Origin of the sequence: Arthrobacter sp. Leaf234 (assembly GCF_001422665.1) — a bacterium.
GTDB lineage: Bacteria > Actinomycetota > Actinomycetes > Actinomycetales > Micrococcaceae > Arthrobacter_D.
In genome coordinates this window covers 184,825-201,633 of the sequence record NZ_LMLU01000007.1, presented here as the reverse complement: position 1 = coordinate 201,633, position 16,809 = coordinate 184,825, and the positions used below count along the sequence as shown (strand labels likewise).

The following is a 16,809-nucleotide window of genomic DNA, read 5'->3' as shown; positions in this document are numbered from 1 at the left end:
GAAGGCCGGAGAGGGAACCACATTCCCCCGCCGGTCCAGTGACAGGCTTCCGTTCCGCGAGCGATGCTTCTGCCCTCCCGAGTCCGCCCCACCGGCGGAAGGAGGCGGAATCCGCTGGGGGGACCCACCGTCCGCAAGGGCGGCTGAGGTGGAAAAGCGCCACTGGTCTCCGAGTGATTCCGCACCCGATTGACGGTGTGACCTCGGACGACATGACAACGACTTCCGGTCTGCCGCCGGGCGAAGGGCCCGCGGCCGGCCGACATACCGCCCTGGTGGGTGCCGGAATGTGGCCGGCGCCGCAGGGGTTTGGAGCGAGACCCATGGATCAGTCAGAACTGCAGGGGAACGAACAGGACCGCACGGACGCGCCGGTGACCACTCCGGAGGTCGCGGCGGACACCGCCCCGCCGAAGGCCCCGAGGAAGCGCCGGGCGGCCAGCGCGCCGGAAGGCGCCCCACCCGCGCCGCCGGCGCCGCCCGAGGGGGCCGTCGCGGCCCCCGTGCGGAAGAGGGCGACCCGCGTCCGCAAGCCGGTCGTCGTCACCGACGAGACCGCTGCGCCGGCTGTCGCCCCTGCCGCGGGCGTCGCGGACCCTGCCGACGCATCCGTCGGGGCCGAGTCCGCTCTGCCCTCGGCGATCTCCACCGAGGCAGGGGCGCAGAACGGTGCAGCACCTGCACGCGCGCCCCGGACCCGCCGTCGTGCCGCGACCGCGGAGGCCGGACCGGCCCGTGCCGTCGAGCCCGCCGCGCCGGCCACGATCGGGGCAGGCAGTGCCGCGGCCGCCGCTCCCCCCGAGTCCACCGAGTCGTCCGACAGCGCTGAGGCACCCGTCGACGCAACGGCGTCGGGCGCAACCGTGGGCGACGGAGACACCTCGTCCGGTGCCGAGGAGAAGCCCGCCCGCACCAGGCGGACCGCCACCCGCACCCGCAGCCGTCGCGCCTCCGAGCCCGTGGAAGCACCGACGACGGACACCGTCCCCGACGCCTCCGCCCCGAGGGACGTCGTTGCAGCCGCGCCCGACAGTGCAGCGCCGGACACCGCCACCGAGACCGGAGCGACCCGCCCGGCGACACGGCGCACCTCCCGGAGGTCCGGCCGCGCCGCGACGCAGGGCGACGGGCAGGGCGTCGGGCAGGTCGACGCAGCGGCACAGGCGGACGCACCCGCGACCGGAGTATCGTCCGAGCCTGCCGGGCAGCCGAGCAACCAGCCGGACGTCGCCGCCGGCGAGGATCCGGCCGACGTGACCGAGGAGGCAGCGGACAGCTCGACCCACCGCTTCGACCCGTTCGCCGTCCCCGAATCCCCGCTGTCCCTGCTGTTCCACGCGCCCGACCTCACCACCGTCACCGTGCCGTCCGTCAAGGTCGCGGCGCCCCGGGACGACGACTCCGAGGAGGACGACACCGAGGATGCCGGCCGTCGCTCGCGTCGTAGCCGCCGGACCAGGAACCGCACGCGCGGAGACGCTGCCGCGGATTCCGCGACCGGTGCCGCCGAGGACGGGTCCGACGCCGAGGGCTCCGACGATGCCCCGCAGGCGAACGGGCCGGATGCCTCCACCGCCGTCACCTCGCGTCGTCGTCGCCGCCGCCGCCGCGGTGACCAGGATCTCGAACTCACCGGTGGCGAGGACGACGACCCGCCCAACACCGTCACGCGCGTCCGCGCACCGCGCCAGTCCAGCGAACCCGTCTCGGACCGCGTCACGAGTGTGCGCGGCTCCACGCGCCTCGAAGCCAAGAAGCAGCGCCGCCGCGAGTCGCGTGACACGGGCCGACGCCGCCAGGTGATCACCGAGGCGGAGTTCCTCGCGCGCCGTGAGTCGGTGGACCGGCAGATGATCGTACGCCAGAGCGACGACCGCATCCAGATCGGCGTGCTCGAGGACGGCATCCTGGCGGAGCACTTCGTGTCCCGCACCCAGCAGGACTCCCTGATCGGCAACGTGTACGTCGGCAAGGTCCAGAACGTGCTCCCCAGCATGGAGGCGGCCTTCGTCGACATCGGGCGCGGCCGCAACGCCGTCCTGTACGCCGGCGAGGTGAACTGGGACGCCGCCGGCCTCGACGGGCAGCCGCGCCGGATCGAGCTCGCCCTGAAGTCCGGCGACCCGGTGCTCGTCCAGGTCACGAAGGACCCGGTGGGCCACAAGGGCGCCCGCCTGACCAGCCAGATCTCGCTGCCCGGCCGCTACCTGGTCTATGTGCCCGGCGGCTCCATGACGGGCATCTCGCGCAAGCTCCCCGACGTCGAGCGCAACCGCCTGAAGCGCATCCTGAAGGACCGCCTGCCGGAGAACGCGGGCGTGATCGTCCGCACGGCGGCCGAGGGTGCCAGCGAGGAAGAGCTGACGCACGACATCAACAGGCTCCGCGCGCAGTGGGAGGAGATCGAGCGCAAGTCCGGCTCGACAAAGACCCTCGCGCCGGAGCTCCTGTACGGCGAGCCCGACCTCACCATCAAGGTGGTCCGCGACGTCTTCAACGAGGACTTCTCGAAGCTCGTCGTCTCCGGTGAGGACGCCTGGGACACCATCGAGGCCTACGTCATGTACGTGGCGCCCGATCTGGTGGGCCGGCTGGAGAAGTGGACGGGCGAGGAGGACATCTTCGCGGCGTCGCGCATCGACGAGCAGATCGCCAAAGCCCTCGAGCGGAAGGTGTTCCTGCCCTCGGGCGGATCACTGGTGATCGACCGGACGGAGGCCATGACGGTGGTCGACGTCAACACGGGGAAGTTCACCGGCAGCGGCGGCAACCTGGAGGAGACCGTCACCAAGAACAACCTCGAGGCCGCCGAGGAGGTCGTGCGGCAGCTGCGCCTGCGCGACATCGGCGGGATCATCGTCATCGACTTCATCGACATGGTGCTCGAGGCGAACCGCGACCTCGTGCTCCGGCGCCTCGTGGAGTGCCTCGGGCGCGACAGGACCAAGCACCAGGTCGCGGAGGTCACCTCGCTCGGCCTCGTCCAGATGACGCGCAAGCGCATGGGGACCGGGCTGCTGGAGGTCTTCGGCGAGGACTGCGAGCACTGTGCTGGTCGCGGCGTCGTCACGCACATGGAGCCCGTCGAGCACCGCCGGGCTCTGCCTGCACCCGAGCAGCAGCAGTCGCGGCAGGACAAGATGTCCCGCAGCGAGCGCAAGCGGAACCGCGGCGGACGTGGCGGCCAGCAGGACGACCTCGTGACGCCGCCTGCCGCGCCCGTCGCGGACAGTCCCGACCGCGCGGCGAAGGCCGAGGCGGCCCGAGCGGCACTCGCGAGTATCGCAGCGGCAACGCACCACGCCCATGAGGAATCCGCGGCACACGGTGATCGGGGTGCACACACCGACGTCGCGGCCGCCGACGCGGACATCCAGGTCACCGAGGCCGTGCTGACGATCAACGGCGAGACGGTGACCCTGCCGCGGGCCACCCATCGGCGTCGTCCTGCCGCGGAGGAGACGGCGGACGCCCCGGCGACCCGCCTGACCCTCGACAGCCTGAGCGAGGCCTTCGGACGCACGGCGGTATCGGGCGAGGCGCGGCAGGCTGCCCCGCAGCGCGCGCCCGGACCGGAGGCGGTTGCCGCAGTGGCGCCGTCGTCCGCTCCCGCCGGGACCACCCGGGTGGCCCCGGCCGCGGCGGAGGAGGCTCCTGCCGTCCGGTCACGGCCCCGCCGCCGTGTCGCCCGCAGCGCGCAGGGTGCTGCGGACACCACCATCGAGACGCAGGGCGCCGAAGCCGCAGCCGAACCGTCGGGCACGCGACATGTCGCTCGAGCCCACGCTCAGGTGCGGACGCCCGCGACCGGTGCCGCAGAGCCGTTGATCTTCGGCGTCGGGGTACCCGCCTCGGAGCTGTAGCAGCAGGCGCTGCAGGACGGAAGAGGACCGGGGTCCAGGGGACTCCGGTCCTCTTCCGCGTCCAGGGAGGTCCGATCCGGGAGCGACGGCGGATCGCCTGCACCAAGGGCACGACGCTCGACGTCCGGCCCCTGCCGCCGGCCAGGGACGTGGTGCCCTGGAGCTGCGCTAGGCTGACCGGTGACACGGGGTGCCCTGCCGGATGCAGGGCTGAGATCACACCCGTCGAACCTGATCTAGCGGACGCACGGCGTCCGGGGCCTAGCGGAGGGATGTCAGCCATGGAACCTCACCGAGCAGCGACGAGCCGGGACACGGTCATCCCGAACGTCCTGAGCATCGCCGGATCCGACCCGAGCGGGGGAGCCGGGATCCAGGCGGACGTCAAGAGCATCAGTGCCAACGGCGGGTACGCCCTCGCGGTGGCGACGGCGCTGACCGCCCAGAACACCATGGGTGTCACAGGCGTGCACACCCCGCCCGTGGAGTTCCTGCGCCGGCAGCTCGATACGGTGTCCGACGACATCCTCCTCGATGCCGTGAAGATCGGGATGCTGGGGAGCGAGGAGGTCGCGGACTGCGTCGCCGGCTGGCTCGACGGCGTCCGGCCCGCCGCCGTCGTCCTCGATCCCGTCATGGTGGCGACGAGTGGAGCGCGCCTGCTCCAGGACGACGCCGTACGGGCCGTTCTCCGTCTGGCCGCCCGCGCGTCCCTGGTCACCCCGAACATCCCGGAGCTCGCCGTCCTCATCGGTGTGGAGCCTGCCGGATCCTGGCAGGAGGCGCTACGGCAGGGGCGGGAGCTCGCCGGACGCGTGGGGACGGCCGTCCTCGTCAAGGGCGGGCACCTGCCGGGGCCGCGCTGCCCCGATGCCCTGATCCTGCCGGGCGAGGGAGCCGGACGCCCCGGTGACGCCCTTGTATTCGACGGACGCCGTGTGGGCACGGACAACACGCACGGGACCGGCTGCTCGCTCTCGTCCGCCGTCGCCACGCGGTACGCGGTGACCGGGGACTGGTCCGCCGCCGTCCGTGAAGCGAAGGCGTGGCTCGAAGCAGCCCTCGGCGCCTCGGCATCCCTGCGGGTCGGGCGTGGCGCCGGGCCCGTGCACCATTTCCATGCGCTGCCGGATCCGCGCCACCTGCAGCCGTTCACCGACCTCGCCTGGCGGGACACCGCCGGCCTGCGGCACGAGATCCTGCAGCTCCCGTTCGTCGTCGGGCTGGCCGACGGCAGCCTGCCCGCGGCGGACTTCGCGTGGTACCTGAGGGAGGACGCCCTCTATCTCCGCGAGTACGCGGGCGTGCTGGCCCGTACCGCCTCACTGGCACCGACCGAGGCCGAGCAGCTGTTCTGGCTCCGGTGCGCCGCCTCGTGCCTCGAGACGGAGGCGGAGCTGCACCGGTCATGGCTCGGGACGGAGCACGGACCGCGCGGCGAGGACCTGCCCGGCCCCGTCACGCGTGCCTATTGCGACCATCTCGTGGCGACGACGGCCCGTGGCTCCTACGCCGAGCTCGTCGCCGCGGTGCTGCCCTGTTTCTGGCTCTATGCCGCGGTGGGGGACTACATCCGGGACCAGGTGCGGCAGGACGCCGGCGCGGCAGAGGCGGCCCACCCCTACGGTGACTGGATCGCGACGTACGCCGACCCCGTCTTCGCCGAGGCCACCGCGGAGGCCAAGCTGATCGCCGACCGAGCCCACCGCGCCGCCTCGCCGGGCGAGCGGGGTGCGATGCTCCTGGCGTTCCGCTGGTCCGCCACCTACGAGCGCGACTTCTTCGACGCGCACCGCGGACCATCCGCGGACGCCGCGCCGACCGAGCACGCTGATTTGCGGGAAGGCGTCGTCCTGCCGTAATCTTGACCCTCGGTGCATCCGCCTGTTAACGGCGTGTCCGCCGGAACCCGGAGGGGCACGGCCCCGCAGGAATCCGGTCGGGCTCCGGCAGCCCCAGGGCAGCAGCGTCGACGACGCACAGAGCGGGCCCGGTGCGGCGCAGCAGTTCGTGCTCGAGGCGCACCCGAGTTTTTTCATCAGAAGTCAGATTGTCGAGAGAAGTGAGTTCCCAAGTGGTGTACGCGATTGTCCGCGCAGGCGGCCGCCAAGAAAAGGTTTCTGTAGGAGACCTCGTTACCCTTGACCGCGTCACCGGTCAGGCCGGAAGCACGTTCAAGCTTCCCGCCCTCCTTCTGGTCGACGGCGCCAAGATCACCTCGGCAGCGGAGGACCTCGCGAAGGTCTCCGTGACTGCCGAGATCGTCGAGAATCTCCGTGGACCGAAGATCGTCATCCAGAAGTTCAAGAACAAGACCGGCTACAAGAAGCGCCAGGGTCACCGTTCGGAACTGACCCGCGTCAAAATCACAGGTATCGCGTAGTCCTTCGGACTACCGATCGGTCACCTAGACACTTCAGCGAAGGCAGGCACACACCATGGCACATAAGAAGGGCGCAAGCTCCACTCGTAACGGCCGCGACTCGAACGCGCAGTACCTCGGCGTCAAGCGCTTCGGTGGCCAGGTCGTCAAGGCCGGCGAGATCATCGTCCGCCAGCGCGGCACCCACTTCCACCCCGGTGCCAACGTAGGCCGCGGCGGCGACGACACCCTCTTCGCACTCGAGGCAGGTGCCGTCGAGTTCGGTACCCGTCGCGGACGCAAGGTCGTCAACATCGTAGGGGCCGCAGCAGAGTAATCTGCGCCGCGGACGTGCACCGACCGTGCACCAGCATTCGGGTGGGGTGAGCCGCTTCGGCTCGCCCCACCTTCTTTTAAGCCGATCAGACTCGGCACAGTGAAGTACTTGTAGAAGGAGACCCACGTGGCGAGCTTCGTAGACCGCGTCGTCCTGCACGTATCCGGTGGCACCGGTGGCCACGGCTGCGTGTCCGTCCACCGGGAGAAGTTCAAGCCCCTGGGTGGACCCGACGGCGGCAACGGCGGCGACGGCGGGAACGTGATCCTTCGCGTGGACCACCAGACGACGACCCTCCTCGACTACCACCACGCCCCCCACCGCCACGCCACCAACGGCGGCAACGGCATGGGCGACTGGCGCGGCGGCAAGAGCGGAGAGACCCTGATCCTCTCCGTCCCCGACGGCACGGTCGTGAAGACCAAGGACGGTGAGGTCCTCGCCGACCTCGTGGGCGAGGGTACCGAGTTCGTCGCCGCTGCCGGCGGCCAGGGCGGCCTCGGCAACGCCGCGCTCTCCTCCCAGAAGCGGAAGGCGCCCGGCTTCGCCCTCCTCGGTATCCCGGGCGACGAGCGCGACGTCGTGCTGGAACTGAAGTCCATCGCGGACATCGCCCTCGTCGGTTTCCCGTCGGCGGGCAAGTCCAGCCTGATCGCCGCGATGTCGGCCGCCCGGCCCAAGATCGCGGACTACCCGTTCACGACGCTCGTCCCGAACCTCGGCGTCGTCGAGGCGGGCTCCACGCGCTTCACCATCGCGGACGTCCCCGGACTCATCGAGGGTGCGAGCGAGGGCAAGGGGCTCGGACACCACTTCCTGCGCCACGTCGAGCGCTGCGCGGCCCTCGTGCACGTCCTCGACTGCGCCGCGCTGGAGACGGACCGCGACCCCCTCAACGACCTCGCCATCATCGAGCGCGAGCTCGAGAAGTACGCCGTGGACATGAGCTTCGCGGGCCCCGCCGGCGACGTCGTGCCCCTCAACGAGCGGCCCCGCCTGATCGCGCTCAACAAGGTGGACGTCCCCGACGGCAAGGACATGGCCGGTTTCGTCCGGCCCGAACTCGAATCCCGTGGCTACCGTGTGTTCGAGGTCTCCGCATCGAGCCACGAGGGCCTGCGCCAGCTGGGCTTCGCCATGGCGGAGATCGTCGAGGCGGCCCGCAAGGCCGTCGCCACGGCTCCGCCCGTGGTGGCGCCCCCCGTGCTGCGCCCCCGCGGCGTCAATGCCGCCTCCTTCCGCATCCGCAACGAGGAGAAGGACGCGCTGCCGCTGTTCCGCGTGCTGGGCGAGAAGCCCGAGCGCTGGGTCAAGCAGACCGATTTCACCAACGACGAGGCCGTGGGCTTCCTCGCCGACCGCCTCGCCAAGCTCGGCGTGGAGGAGCAGCTGTTCAAGTCGGGCGCGAAGCCCGGCGACACGGTGGTCATCGGCGAGGGCGACGGCGTCGTCTTCGACTGGGAGCCGACCATGATGGGCGGCGCCGAACTGCTGGCGGGTCCCCGCGGCAGCGATCTCCGACTGGCGGAGTACATCCGGCCCACGCGCGAGCAGAAGCGCGAGGAGTACCAGGAACGCAAGGACGCCAAGGCTGCGGCGCGCGCCGAGCTCGAAGCCGATCGCAAAGCCGGCATCTGGACCGAGTCGGTGCAGAACCGCAAGCAGTCCGCCCCTGCCCAGCAGGAGGCCGACGCCGAGTCCCAGAGCTAGGACCGTGGCGCTGGACCAGTCCGGGCCGCGGCCCGCCGCCGATCGGGCAGGGCTCGCATCGGCACGCCGCATCGTCGTCAAGGTGGGGTCGTCCTCGCTCACGTCGGTGACGGGCGGCATCTCCGGCGAGGCCCTGACAGGCCTCGCCGACGTGCTGGCCGAGCGGCGGGAACGGGGGACCGAGGTGATCCTCGTGTCCTCCGGTGCCATTGCGGCGGGCCTCGCCCCGCTGGGCCTGGCCCGACGCCCGGCCCAGCTCTCCACCCAGCAGGCCGCTGCCAGCGTGGGGCAGGGTCTGCTCATGGCACGGTACTCGCAGGCCTTCGGCACGCACGGGATCACCGTGAGCCAGATCCTGCTCACCGCTGACGACCTGATCCGGCGCTCCCACTACGCGAACGCCCACCGGGCCATGGAGCGCCTCCTCAATTTCGGGGTGGTACCGATCGTCAACGAGAACGACACCGTCGCCAGTCACGAGATCCGGTTCGGCGACAACGATCGCCTCGCCGCGCTCGTGGCACACCTCGTCAAGGCGGAGGCACTCGTGCTCCTGTCCGATGTCGACGCCCTCTACGACGGCCCGCCCAGCGCGGGGGCCCGGCGTATCCCCCTTGTCGCCTCACCGCTGGACCTCGAGGGGGTCACCATCGGCAGGACCGGCAAGGCCGGCGTCGGAACGGGCGGCATGGTCACGAAGGTCGAGGCCGCCACGATCGCCGCGTCGTCCGGCATCCCCGCGCTCGTCACGTCCACCACGAACGCGGCAGCCGCCCTGCGGGGGGACGACGTCGGCACGTGGTTCACGGCCACCGGCAAGCGCCAACCGATCCGGCTCCTCTGGCTCGCCCACCTGGCGCGGGTGGTCGGAACGCTCGTCCTCGACGACGGTGCGGTCCGCGCTGTCGGCGAGCGGCGCCGGTCCCTGCTCCCGGCCGGGGTGGTCGACGTCTCGGGCGCCTTCGAGGCCGGAGATCCGGTGCAGCTGGTCGCCGGGGACGGGACCGTCGTGGCCCGCGGTCTCGTCAACTACAGCTCGTCCGAGCTGCCACGCATGCTCGGCCGGTCCACCCACGACCTCGCCGAGGAGCTCGGCGCGGAGTACGAACGCTCGGTCGTCCACGTCAACGATCTCGTGGTCCTCCGGCAGGGACCGGCAGCGTCCTGAGCGAGCCGCGGCAGGGCGGCGGTGTGGCCTTCACCGCCCCTGCTGAGGGCTGCGTCACGAAGCGGAGACCCGCGGGCCCGGACGGAGCAGCTCGCTAGACTGTCCGCATGACCGAGCTCCAGGACGCCCGCACCACGCAGAACGACGACGACGCCGAGCGATCGCCGTCGACCCATCCGTCCGCGTCGTCCGCGTCGTCCGCGTCGCCCGCGTCGTCCGGCTCGTCGCTGTCACCGGACGAGCTGACCGAGGCCGTCCACTCCATCACCGACCGGGCCCGCGCCGCCTCGCGCGTCCTGGGCCGCGCCACCAGGGCTCGCAAGGACCGCGCGCTGCTGGCCATCGCCGAGGCGATCGTGGCGCGCCGCGACGTCGTCCTCGCAGCGAACCGGGCCGACGTCGAACGCGGCCGTGCGGCCGGAACCTCCGACTATCTCCTCGACCGCCTGACCCTGGACCCCGCGCGGATCGACGGGCTGTCCGCCGCCCTCGCGCAGCTGGCAGCCCTCCCGGACCCCGTCGGCACCGCGGTGCGTGCGGAGACCCTGCCCAACGGACTGCGGATGCGGCAGGTCCGGGTACCCCTCGGAGTCGTCGCGGCGATCTACGAGGCGCGTCCCAACGTCACGGTCGACATCGCCGGGCTGGCGCTCAAGAGCGGCAACGCCGTCGTCCTCCGCGGCGGCAGCGCGGCCCGGGCGACCAACGCCGCGCTGATCGGCATCATCCGCGACACGCTCGAGGACCACGGGCTGCCCGACGACGCCGTCCTCACCATCGACGAATACGGCAGGGCCGGTGCCCAGGTCCTCATGGCCGCGCGCGGTCGGATCGACGTCCTCATCCCACGCGGTGGCCGTGACCTCATCCAGTCCGTCGTGACGACGGCGCGCGTGCCGGTCATCGAGACCGGTGAGGGCAACGTCCACATCCTGCTCGACGCGTCCGCGGACGAGGAGATGGCCGTCGACCTCCTGCTCAACGCCAAGACCCAGCGCCCCAGTGTGTGCAACACCGTCGAGACGCTCCTCGTCCACAGCCGGTCGGCGGCTGCACCGGGCGTGCTTGCCGCGCTCATCCGCGCCGGTGTCACCCTGCACGTGGACGATCGGGCCCGGTCGCTGCTGCCAGAGGGGGTCGACGCCCCCGCAGCGACCGATGACGACTGGGGCCGCGAGTACATGCAACTCGACCTCGCGGTGCGGACCGTCGATTCCGTCGACGAGGCCCTCACGCACATCCGACGGTGGAGCACGGGACACAGCGAAGCCATCATCACCAACGACCTCGCGGCGTCCGAGGAGTTCGTCGCCGGCGTCGACTCCGCAGCCGTCCTGGTGAACGCCTCGACCCGTTTCGTCGACGGCGGGGAACTGGGACTGGGTGCGGAGGTCGGGATCTCCACGCAGAAGATGCACGCTCGCGGGCCCATGGGCCTCAGCGAGCTCACGACGACCAAGTGGATCGTCCAGGGCGAGGGCCAGATCCGGCGCTGAAGGCCGTGGCCGAGGGGAGGCCCCGGGGGCCGAGCGCGTACCATGGGACGTAATGCCCGCGCCGGACCGAATGGTCCGACAGTTCATGACCCGACAGAGGACACACGATGCTCTACTCCCTCGGCAGCGCACTGCTGGCGACCGAAGCCATGGAACACCACACCGAACTCCCGATGCCCGCCATCGCGTACGGACTGATCGCCATGGGCATCCTCCTGACCCTCATGATCGTTACGGTGTCCTTCTCCAACGTGCGCAACCGGCACGAGGCCGTCGAGGAGCACCTCGATCCCCACAAGCAGCACGCCAACAACCACGACCACGGTGAAGCGGGCCGGCACTAGCCGTACCGGTCCCGTGGACAGCAACCGGAGGGACGTCATGGGCGGGCCCCGGCAGCGACATCGTGACGGTTCACCCTGGCGCCTCGGCGTCATGGGTGGAACCTTCGATCCGATCCATCACGGGCACCTCGTGGCTGCCAGCGAGGTGGCCTCGGTCTTCGATCTCGACGAGGTCGTCTTCGTCCCCACCGGACAGCCGTGGCAGAAGGCGGACAAGGACGTCACGGCGGCCGAGCACCGATACCTGATGACGGTTGTCGCCACGGCGTCGAACCCTAGCTTCACGGTGAGCCGCGTCGACATCGAGCGGCCCGGACCGACGTTCACGATCGACACGCTGCGGGACCTCAAGGTCCAGCGGCCCGATGCGCAGCTCTTCTTCATCACGGGCGCGGATGCGATGTCGCAGATCCTCACCTGGAAGAACGCCGAGGAACTGTGGTCCCTGGCCCACTTCATCGGTGTGACACGGCCCGGGCACGAACTCAACGGCGGGGGACGCGACGTCAGCCTGCTGGAGGTACCGGCGATGGCCATCTCCAGCACGGACTGCCGTCGGCGCGTCGGCGAGGACAAGCCCGTCTGGTATCTCGTGCCCGACGGCGTGGTGCAGTACATCGCGAAGCACCGCCTCTACCGCAGGGTCGGCGACCTCGAGGAAGTCATGTCGGCGGAGATCGACGAAGACGTCTTCCCGTCCGAGGGAAGGCACGCGGGCGATCACAGCTCCGCACAACGACTCACCGGGTGAATCAGCAACGAGCAGGATGATGGACGACGCACGGGTCTCCGGGTCTCACGAAGCGGACCGTGCCGAGTCAGGGGAGTCGGTCATGGCAGGAAGCGACGCGTCGGCGTCACGGGACGATCCGGTCGATGGTTCGGTGGTGGACACCGGCGCGGCAGGGACCATTGCCGGAACCGGAGCAGAAACCATCGACGAAGCCGAAGCAGGAGGCGGGTCCGGGACCGCGACGGACGGGGGAGCTCCTGCGCGGCAGCTGCCGCGCAGGAGCAGGAGAGCGGCCGGTACACCGGTGGACGCCGTTCCCGCGGGGCGCCAGGAGCGCGATGCGCGGGCCCGCGCCCGCGACCGGGAAGCGATGCTGGCCAGGCGTGCATTCATGGAGGGCGCGACGGCAGGGACGGAGGACGGCGCGAGGGTCGAGACGCCCACCCGTCGTCAGCTGAGGCTGCAGCTCGCGCAGGGGCGGGCCGTCGATCCCACGGGGCACCCTCAGGCCGACGATGTCCCCACCGACACCGACGATGACGGCGCGGCCGACGCGGTGAATCCGTCGCACGCCGTCGAGGCACCTCCGGTGCTCGCCGGTTCCGGCTCTCCGGCCGCCGAGGAGAACGGCACAGCGGACTCCTCCGCCGTCCGACCCTCCTCCGAGCCCCTGCCGCCACGCGCAGGTTCGACCACCGCAGGGTCCACGCGTGATCGGTTACCCGGCGGCCGCAGGGACCGACGTCGACAGACCGACACGGGCAGGATGGCGCAAGCGGCGCTGCCGGCTCCCGGCGACACCGGCGACACCGGCGACACCGGCGACACCGGCGACACCGGCCAGCATGAGGCCGGCGCGGCCGAAGGATCTGCCGGGACGCCGATCGAGAACGACCCGGCGACCCGCGAAGCGCTCCTCGAGGACGCGCGGCGGCATGCCGTCCTCCTGCAGGGCGAGAAGGATCCGTTCACGGTCGACCTGGAGGTCCTGGCGCAGCAGAAGGCGCTGGCCGAGCGGGCCGCCGTCCTCAACGCGCGTGCCAGGCGGGTCAGGGAACTGGCAGAGCAGATGCAGCCGCGCACACCCGTCCCGAATGACCCGGCGGCGGCCCACAACCTGTCGATCGTCGCGCCGCCCGAGTACATCCAGGTGCCCGGTGGCAGCAAGGCCATCCTCCGGGCGCCCGCGACGTCGCACATCCCGATCGTGCTGCCGAAGCCCGGGCGGGAAGCAACGGTCGTGCCGGCCCGGTCCGGGGAGACGGATCCGCGCGTGGCATCCGACCCTGCCGGGGAGCCGAAGTCCGGGCCCGTCGAGGCACGCAGCGCCTTCGGACTGGAACCCCTCGATGCGATGACGGCGGGGCTCGGGCGGATGCGCCGCGTACGCTACCTGCAGTACTCGTTGCTCGGGATGGGCGCAGCCGCACTTTCAACCGGGATAATGATGACAGTCAGCTCCCTCAATGGGTAAGAATGCTGGCCACACACAAGGAGATCAGTGAGCGCAACCGAACAGTCCATCAGCATCGCCCGCACCGCGGCGCACGCGGCAGCGGACAAGATCGCCCAGGACATCGTCGCCATCGACGTCAGTGACCGCCTCGCCATCACGGACGTCTTCGTGATCGCCTCCGCTCCGAGCGAGCGCCAGGTCAACGCGATCGTCGATGGCATCGAGGAGGAACTCTCGAAGCAGGGACTCAAGCCCGTTCGTCGCGAGGGTCGCAGCGAGGGCCGCTGGGTGCTGCTCGACTACGCGCAGGTCGTCGTTCACGTGCAGCACGAGGAGGACCGCGTGTTCTACGCGCTCGACCGGCTGTGGAAGGACTGCCCGTCCGTGGACCTGGAGCTCGAAGGTACGCTCCAGAGCTCGCCGCAGGCGGCAGTGTCCGGCGACGTCGCGGAGTGACGCGGCACGTACACGCTGACCCCGGGGCTCGTCGCGTCATCTTCTGGAGGCACGGGCGGACGGAGTGGAACCATGCGGGACGGTTCCAGGGCCAGGAGGACATCGACCTCGATGCCACGGGCCGCGAGCAGGCCCTGCGGGCTTCCGAGGTGCTCGAGACCCGCCATCCGGCAGCCATCATCTCGTCGGACCTGCGTCGCGCGGCGGATACCGCTGCCGCGCTGGCGGAGCGGACCGGCCTGACCGTGAGTTATGACGAGCGGCTGCGCGAGACGGATGCCGGCCGGTGGCAGGGGTTGTCCTTCGCCGAGATCGACGAGCAGTTCGCCGAGGACAACGCTGCCTGGCGCGGTGGTGACCCGACCGTCCGCGCGGGTGGTGCGGAGAACCGCATCGAGGTCGGACGGAGGATGCTTGCGGTGGTGACCGAGGCCGTCGGACGCATCGCACCGGCCGGCACGCTCGTCGTCGTCAGTCATGGGGGAGCGATCAGGGCTGCGCTGGCAGCGCTGATGGGGCTGCCGCCCGAACGGTGGGGGGCCTTGGCGGGCCTGTCCAACTGCCACTGGTCCGAGGTGCACGAAGTCGTAGACCGGGGCGATGCGCTGTTCTCCTGGCAACTCACGGAGCACAACGTGGGTCTGGGCTCCCTTCCGGCCGAGCCCATCGAGGGTTGACCTCGGTGCCCCAGCCGATTTGGCGCTGCCGCCAGAATTCATTACACTGGACAAGTTGCTTCGGCGGTGTGAAAGCCTTCTGAAGCGGCGTGAGTACGGGGCTATGGCGCAGCTGGTAGCGCACCTGCATGGCATGCAGGGGGTCAGGGGTTCGAATCCCCTTAGCTCCACAGTTCGAGGCCCGGGAAACCGGGCCTTTTCTGTTTCCCGCTCACAAAACTGGCTCACCTGCTCACAAACGGGGGGTCTGAAAGTCAGCGCCGGTGCCTAGAGTTCAGGGCATGGCACACATCGTCGAGCGGCCCCTGCGGAATGGGGACATCAGCTACACCGTCCGATGGCGGGACCCGCTCACACGCAAGCAGGACTCCATCGCCACAGAGGACCGCGACCACGCGCTCACTCTCAAGAGACTCCTCGACGCCAACGGGCAGTCCTTCGACATCGCCCAAAGGCTCATCCTCGAGCAGAAGTCCCTCGCCCCGACTGTCACCTCGACGATCGAGAAGCACGTCGGGTCGCTCACGAACATCAGCCTCGGCACGGAGAGCAAGTACCGAACGTACCTTCGCCTCTACCTCAACGGGCCACTCGGTGGCCGCCCAGTAGACGCGATCGAGTACGACGACGTCGTCGCCTGGATCAAGTGGATGCAGGCGCAGGGGAAGTCCGCGAAGACCATCGCGAATGTGCACGGGCTCCTGTCCGCCGGTCTGTCCACCGCGGTGCGGTTGAAGCTGCGACCCGACAACCCGTGTAAGGGGGTCAACCTGCCGAAGGGCGACCACATCGTCGAGCCGGTCACGTTCCTCACGCACGAGGAGTTCCGGCTTCTCATGCGCTTCGCACACCCCCACTATGTGCCCCTGTTCCGGTTCCTCGTGGCAACAGGGCTACGCATGGGGGAGGCGACGGCACTCGTTGCGTCGGACTTCGACCTCGACGGCGCGACGCCGTCCGTGCGTATCTCGAAGGCGTGGAAGCAGGACGGGGCGGGCGGGTACTACGTGGGCCCGCCGAAGACCCGCAGGTCCCGGAGGACGGTCGCCCTGGCGCCGGACACTGTCGCCGTGGTGTCGTCGCTCGTGAAGCGGGCGAAGCTCACCAAGGGCGAGGTGTTCACGTCGCCGACGGGGAAGGTCATGCGCAACGGGACCGTCTATCGGCGAGCCTGGTACCCGGCGATCGTCGCCGCGCAGGCGCACGGGCTGGAGAAGAAGCCACGCCTGCACGATCTCCGCCACACCCATGCGTCGTGGATGCTGAACGCCGGCACCGACATCTTCAAGCTGTCCCGGCGGCTGGGACACGAGTCCACGACCACAACGACCGACCTCTACAGCCACCTGCTACCCGAGGCGCTTGAGTCCACAGCAGTGAGCGCTCAACGAGCCATCGCCGGCGCCTAGCCGGGCCAAAGGCTATTCGGCGGGGAGGTCTTCCAGCTTGAGCTTCCCACGCTGCTTTTCCGCCTGCTCGTACATGCGGGCAATGTACTCCTCGAGCTTCACCCGCTCTACCCGCCATTGCCCGCGGCCGCCAACCTGAATCGCTTGCAGGTCGCCAGACTTCACGAGCGCGTACATCTGAGACTGACTCACCGCCAACTCCTCCGCAGCATCGGTGAGGGTCATGAAACGGGGCTGAGCAGTCATGAGCCGATCATAAGGTCACCGGCGGCTCCTACCCTGCATCAAATGGGCCAGAACAAGCGGTACGCCGAGCACTACGGCCGCTTGATGGACGAGCGGATCGGGGAATGGGTGATGCGCGAGGAACCCATGCTCCTCACCGCAGCCGAGCTGCAGCTTCGACAGAACCCTCCGAAGAACTTTGACCAGCCGCGCCGCGTGTATGCGTGGGTGCGCTACCCAACGCAGGCCGTGCGGATGCAAGCCATGGCAACAGCGTGGACCAGAACCGCCGTGAAGATTCGCTTCTACGAGCAGCACGTCGACGCGTGGCGAGAGGGTTGGGTGTGGAGGAACGCGGTCACCCCAGCCTGATCAGCCGTCGCGGTTCCGCTTCCGCTCCTCGAGCTGGCGGCGCTTCACCACGCCGGCGTCAACCCACACTTCACGTGCCACGCTGTATTCGACCCACTGCACGCGGACCATGCTGTTGGTCCACGCCATCGCGAAGCCTCTCACTGTCTGCTTCTGCCCGTCCGCGTACACGAGGTCAATCCAGATCGGCGGTGCTTTGTC

16 protein-coding genes, 1 tRNA gene and 1 riboswitch are annotated in these 16,809 nt (G+C 70.2%); of the genes, 15 read left to right on the top strand and 2 right to left on the bottom strand.

Annotated elements, in window-relative coordinates:
- Positions 1 to 323 precede the first annotated feature (323 nt).
- The 14 genes from ASF21_RS13270 to ASF21_RS13205 all read left to right on the top strand — a co-directional run bounded on the left by ASF21_RS13270 (position 324) and on the right by ASF21_RS13205 (position 16,011).
- Positions 324 to 3,863 (top strand): Rne/Rng family ribonuclease, encoded by a 3,540-nt coding sequence (locus ASF21_RS13270; RefSeq protein ID WP_082471553.1) that lies wholly within the window; start codon positions 324 to 326, stop codon positions 3,861 to 3,863.
- Positions 3,864 to 4,039: 176 nt separating this feature from the next.
- Positions 4,040 to 4,153, top strand: a riboswitch (TPP riboswitch).
- The gene (gene thiD, locus ASF21_RS13265) at positions 4,145 to 5,725 is read left to right on the top strand and encodes a bifunctional hydroxymethylpyrimidine kinase/phosphomethylpyrimidine kinase (protein ID WP_082471552.1); all 1,581 of its coding nucleotides are present in this window, start codon (positions 4,145 to 4,147) and stop codon (positions 5,723 to 5,725) included. Its footprint overlaps the riboswitch before it by 9 nt.
- Before the next feature lie 212 nt (positions 5,726 to 5,937).
- Positions 5,938 to 6,246 (top strand): 50S ribosomal protein L21, encoded by a 309-nt coding sequence (rplU, locus tag ASF21_RS13260; RefSeq protein WP_043444935.1) that lies wholly within the window; start codon positions 5,938 to 5,940, stop codon positions 6,244 to 6,246.
- Between the two features lie 55 nt (positions 6,247 to 6,301).
- A complete protein-coding gene (gene rpmA / locus ASF21_RS13255) occupies positions 6,302 to 6,562 on the top strand; it encodes a 50S ribosomal protein L27 (RefSeq protein ID WP_028280075.1) in 261 nt (86 codons plus the stop codon).
- A gap of 126 nt (positions 6,563 to 6,688) precedes the next feature.
- Positions 6,689 to 8,272 carry a GTPase ObgE gene (gene obgE / locus ASF21_RS13250; RefSeq protein WP_055772131.1) on the top strand — a complete coding sequence of 528 codons (1,584 nt, stop codon included), beginning with the start codon at positions 6,689 to 6,691 and terminating at the stop codon, positions 8,270 to 8,272.
- Positions 8,273 to 8,276: 4 nt separating this feature from the next.
- Entirely contained in the window at positions 8,277 to 9,440 is a 1,164-nt protein-coding gene (gene proB / locus ASF21_RS13245; protein WP_055772128.1) for a glutamate 5-kinase, read from the top strand.
- A gap of 107 nt (positions 9,441 to 9,547) precedes the next feature.
- Positions 9,548 to 10,936 carry a glutamate-5-semialdehyde dehydrogenase gene (locus ASF21_RS13240; protein ID WP_055772125.1) on the top strand — a complete coding sequence of 463 codons (1,389 nt, stop codon included), beginning with the start codon at positions 9,548 to 9,550 and terminating at the stop codon, positions 10,934 to 10,936.
- A gap of 107 nt (positions 10,937 to 11,043) precedes the next feature.
- Entirely contained in the window at positions 11,044 to 11,280 is a 237-nt protein-coding gene (locus ASF21_RS13235) for a hypothetical protein (protein WP_055772123.1), read from the top strand.
- A gap of 37 nt (positions 11,281 to 11,317) precedes the next feature.
- On the top strand, positions 11,318 to 12,031 hold the full coding sequence (gene nadD / locus ASF21_RS13230; protein ID WP_414826633.1) for a nicotinate-nucleotide adenylyltransferase: 714 nt from the start codon (positions 11,318 to 11,320) through the stop codon (positions 12,029 to 12,031).
- Between the two features lie 82 nt (positions 12,032 to 12,113).
- Positions 12,114 to 13,487 carry a hypothetical protein gene (locus ASF21_RS13225; protein ID WP_157365916.1) on the top strand — a complete coding sequence of 458 codons (1,374 nt, stop codon included), beginning with the start codon at positions 12,114 to 12,116 and terminating at the stop codon, positions 13,485 to 13,487.
- Positions 13,488 to 13,514: 27 nt separating this feature from the next.
- Positions 13,515 to 13,925 carry a ribosome silencing factor gene (gene rsfS, locus ASF21_RS13220; RefSeq protein WP_055772117.1) on the top strand — a complete coding sequence of 137 codons (411 nt, stop codon included), beginning with the start codon at positions 13,515 to 13,517 and terminating at the stop codon, positions 13,923 to 13,925.
- Complete coding sequence (locus ASF21_RS13215; RefSeq protein ID WP_055772114.1) at positions 13,922 to 14,602, top strand: histidine phosphatase family protein; 681 nt, start codon at positions 13,922 to 13,924, stop codon at positions 14,600 to 14,602. Before rsfS ends, ASF21_RS13215 begins: the two co-directional genes overlap by 4 nt.
- A 97-nt stretch (positions 14,603 to 14,699) precedes the next feature.
- Positions 14,700 to 14,772, top strand: a tRNA-Ala gene (locus ASF21_RS13210).
- Positions 14,773 to 14,883: 111 nt separating this feature from the next.
- Positions 14,884 to 16,011 carry a tyrosine-type recombinase/integrase gene (locus ASF21_RS13205; protein WP_055772110.1) on the top strand — a complete coding sequence of 376 codons (1,128 nt, stop codon included), beginning with the start codon at positions 14,884 to 14,886 and terminating at the stop codon, positions 16,009 to 16,011.
- Positions 16,012 to 16,023: 12 nt separating this feature from the next.
- Here ASF21_RS13205 and ASF21_RS13200 read toward each other — a convergent pair whose 3' ends face one another.
- Positions 16,024 to 16,257 carry a helix-turn-helix domain-containing protein gene (locus tag ASF21_RS13200; RefSeq protein WP_055772107.1) on the bottom strand — a complete coding sequence of 78 codons (234 nt, stop codon included), beginning with the start codon at positions 16,255 to 16,257 and terminating at the stop codon, positions 16,024 to 16,026.
- A 42-nt stretch (positions 16,258 to 16,299) separates the two neighbouring features.
- Here ASF21_RS13200 and ASF21_RS13195 point away from each other — a divergent pair, with 42 nt between their 5' ends.
- Entirely contained in the window at positions 16,300 to 16,608 is a 309-nt protein-coding gene (locus ASF21_RS13195; protein WP_055772104.1) for a hypothetical protein, read from the top strand.
- On the opposite strand, the gene ASF21_RS17445 is transcribed toward ASF21_RS13195, so the two are convergent.
- Positions 16,609 to 16,737 (bottom strand): hypothetical protein, encoded by a 129-nt coding sequence (locus ASF21_RS17445; RefSeq protein ID WP_268753702.1) that lies wholly within the window; start codon positions 16,735 to 16,737, stop codon positions 16,609 to 16,611.
- Positions 16,738 to 16,809: the final 72 nt, after the last annotated feature.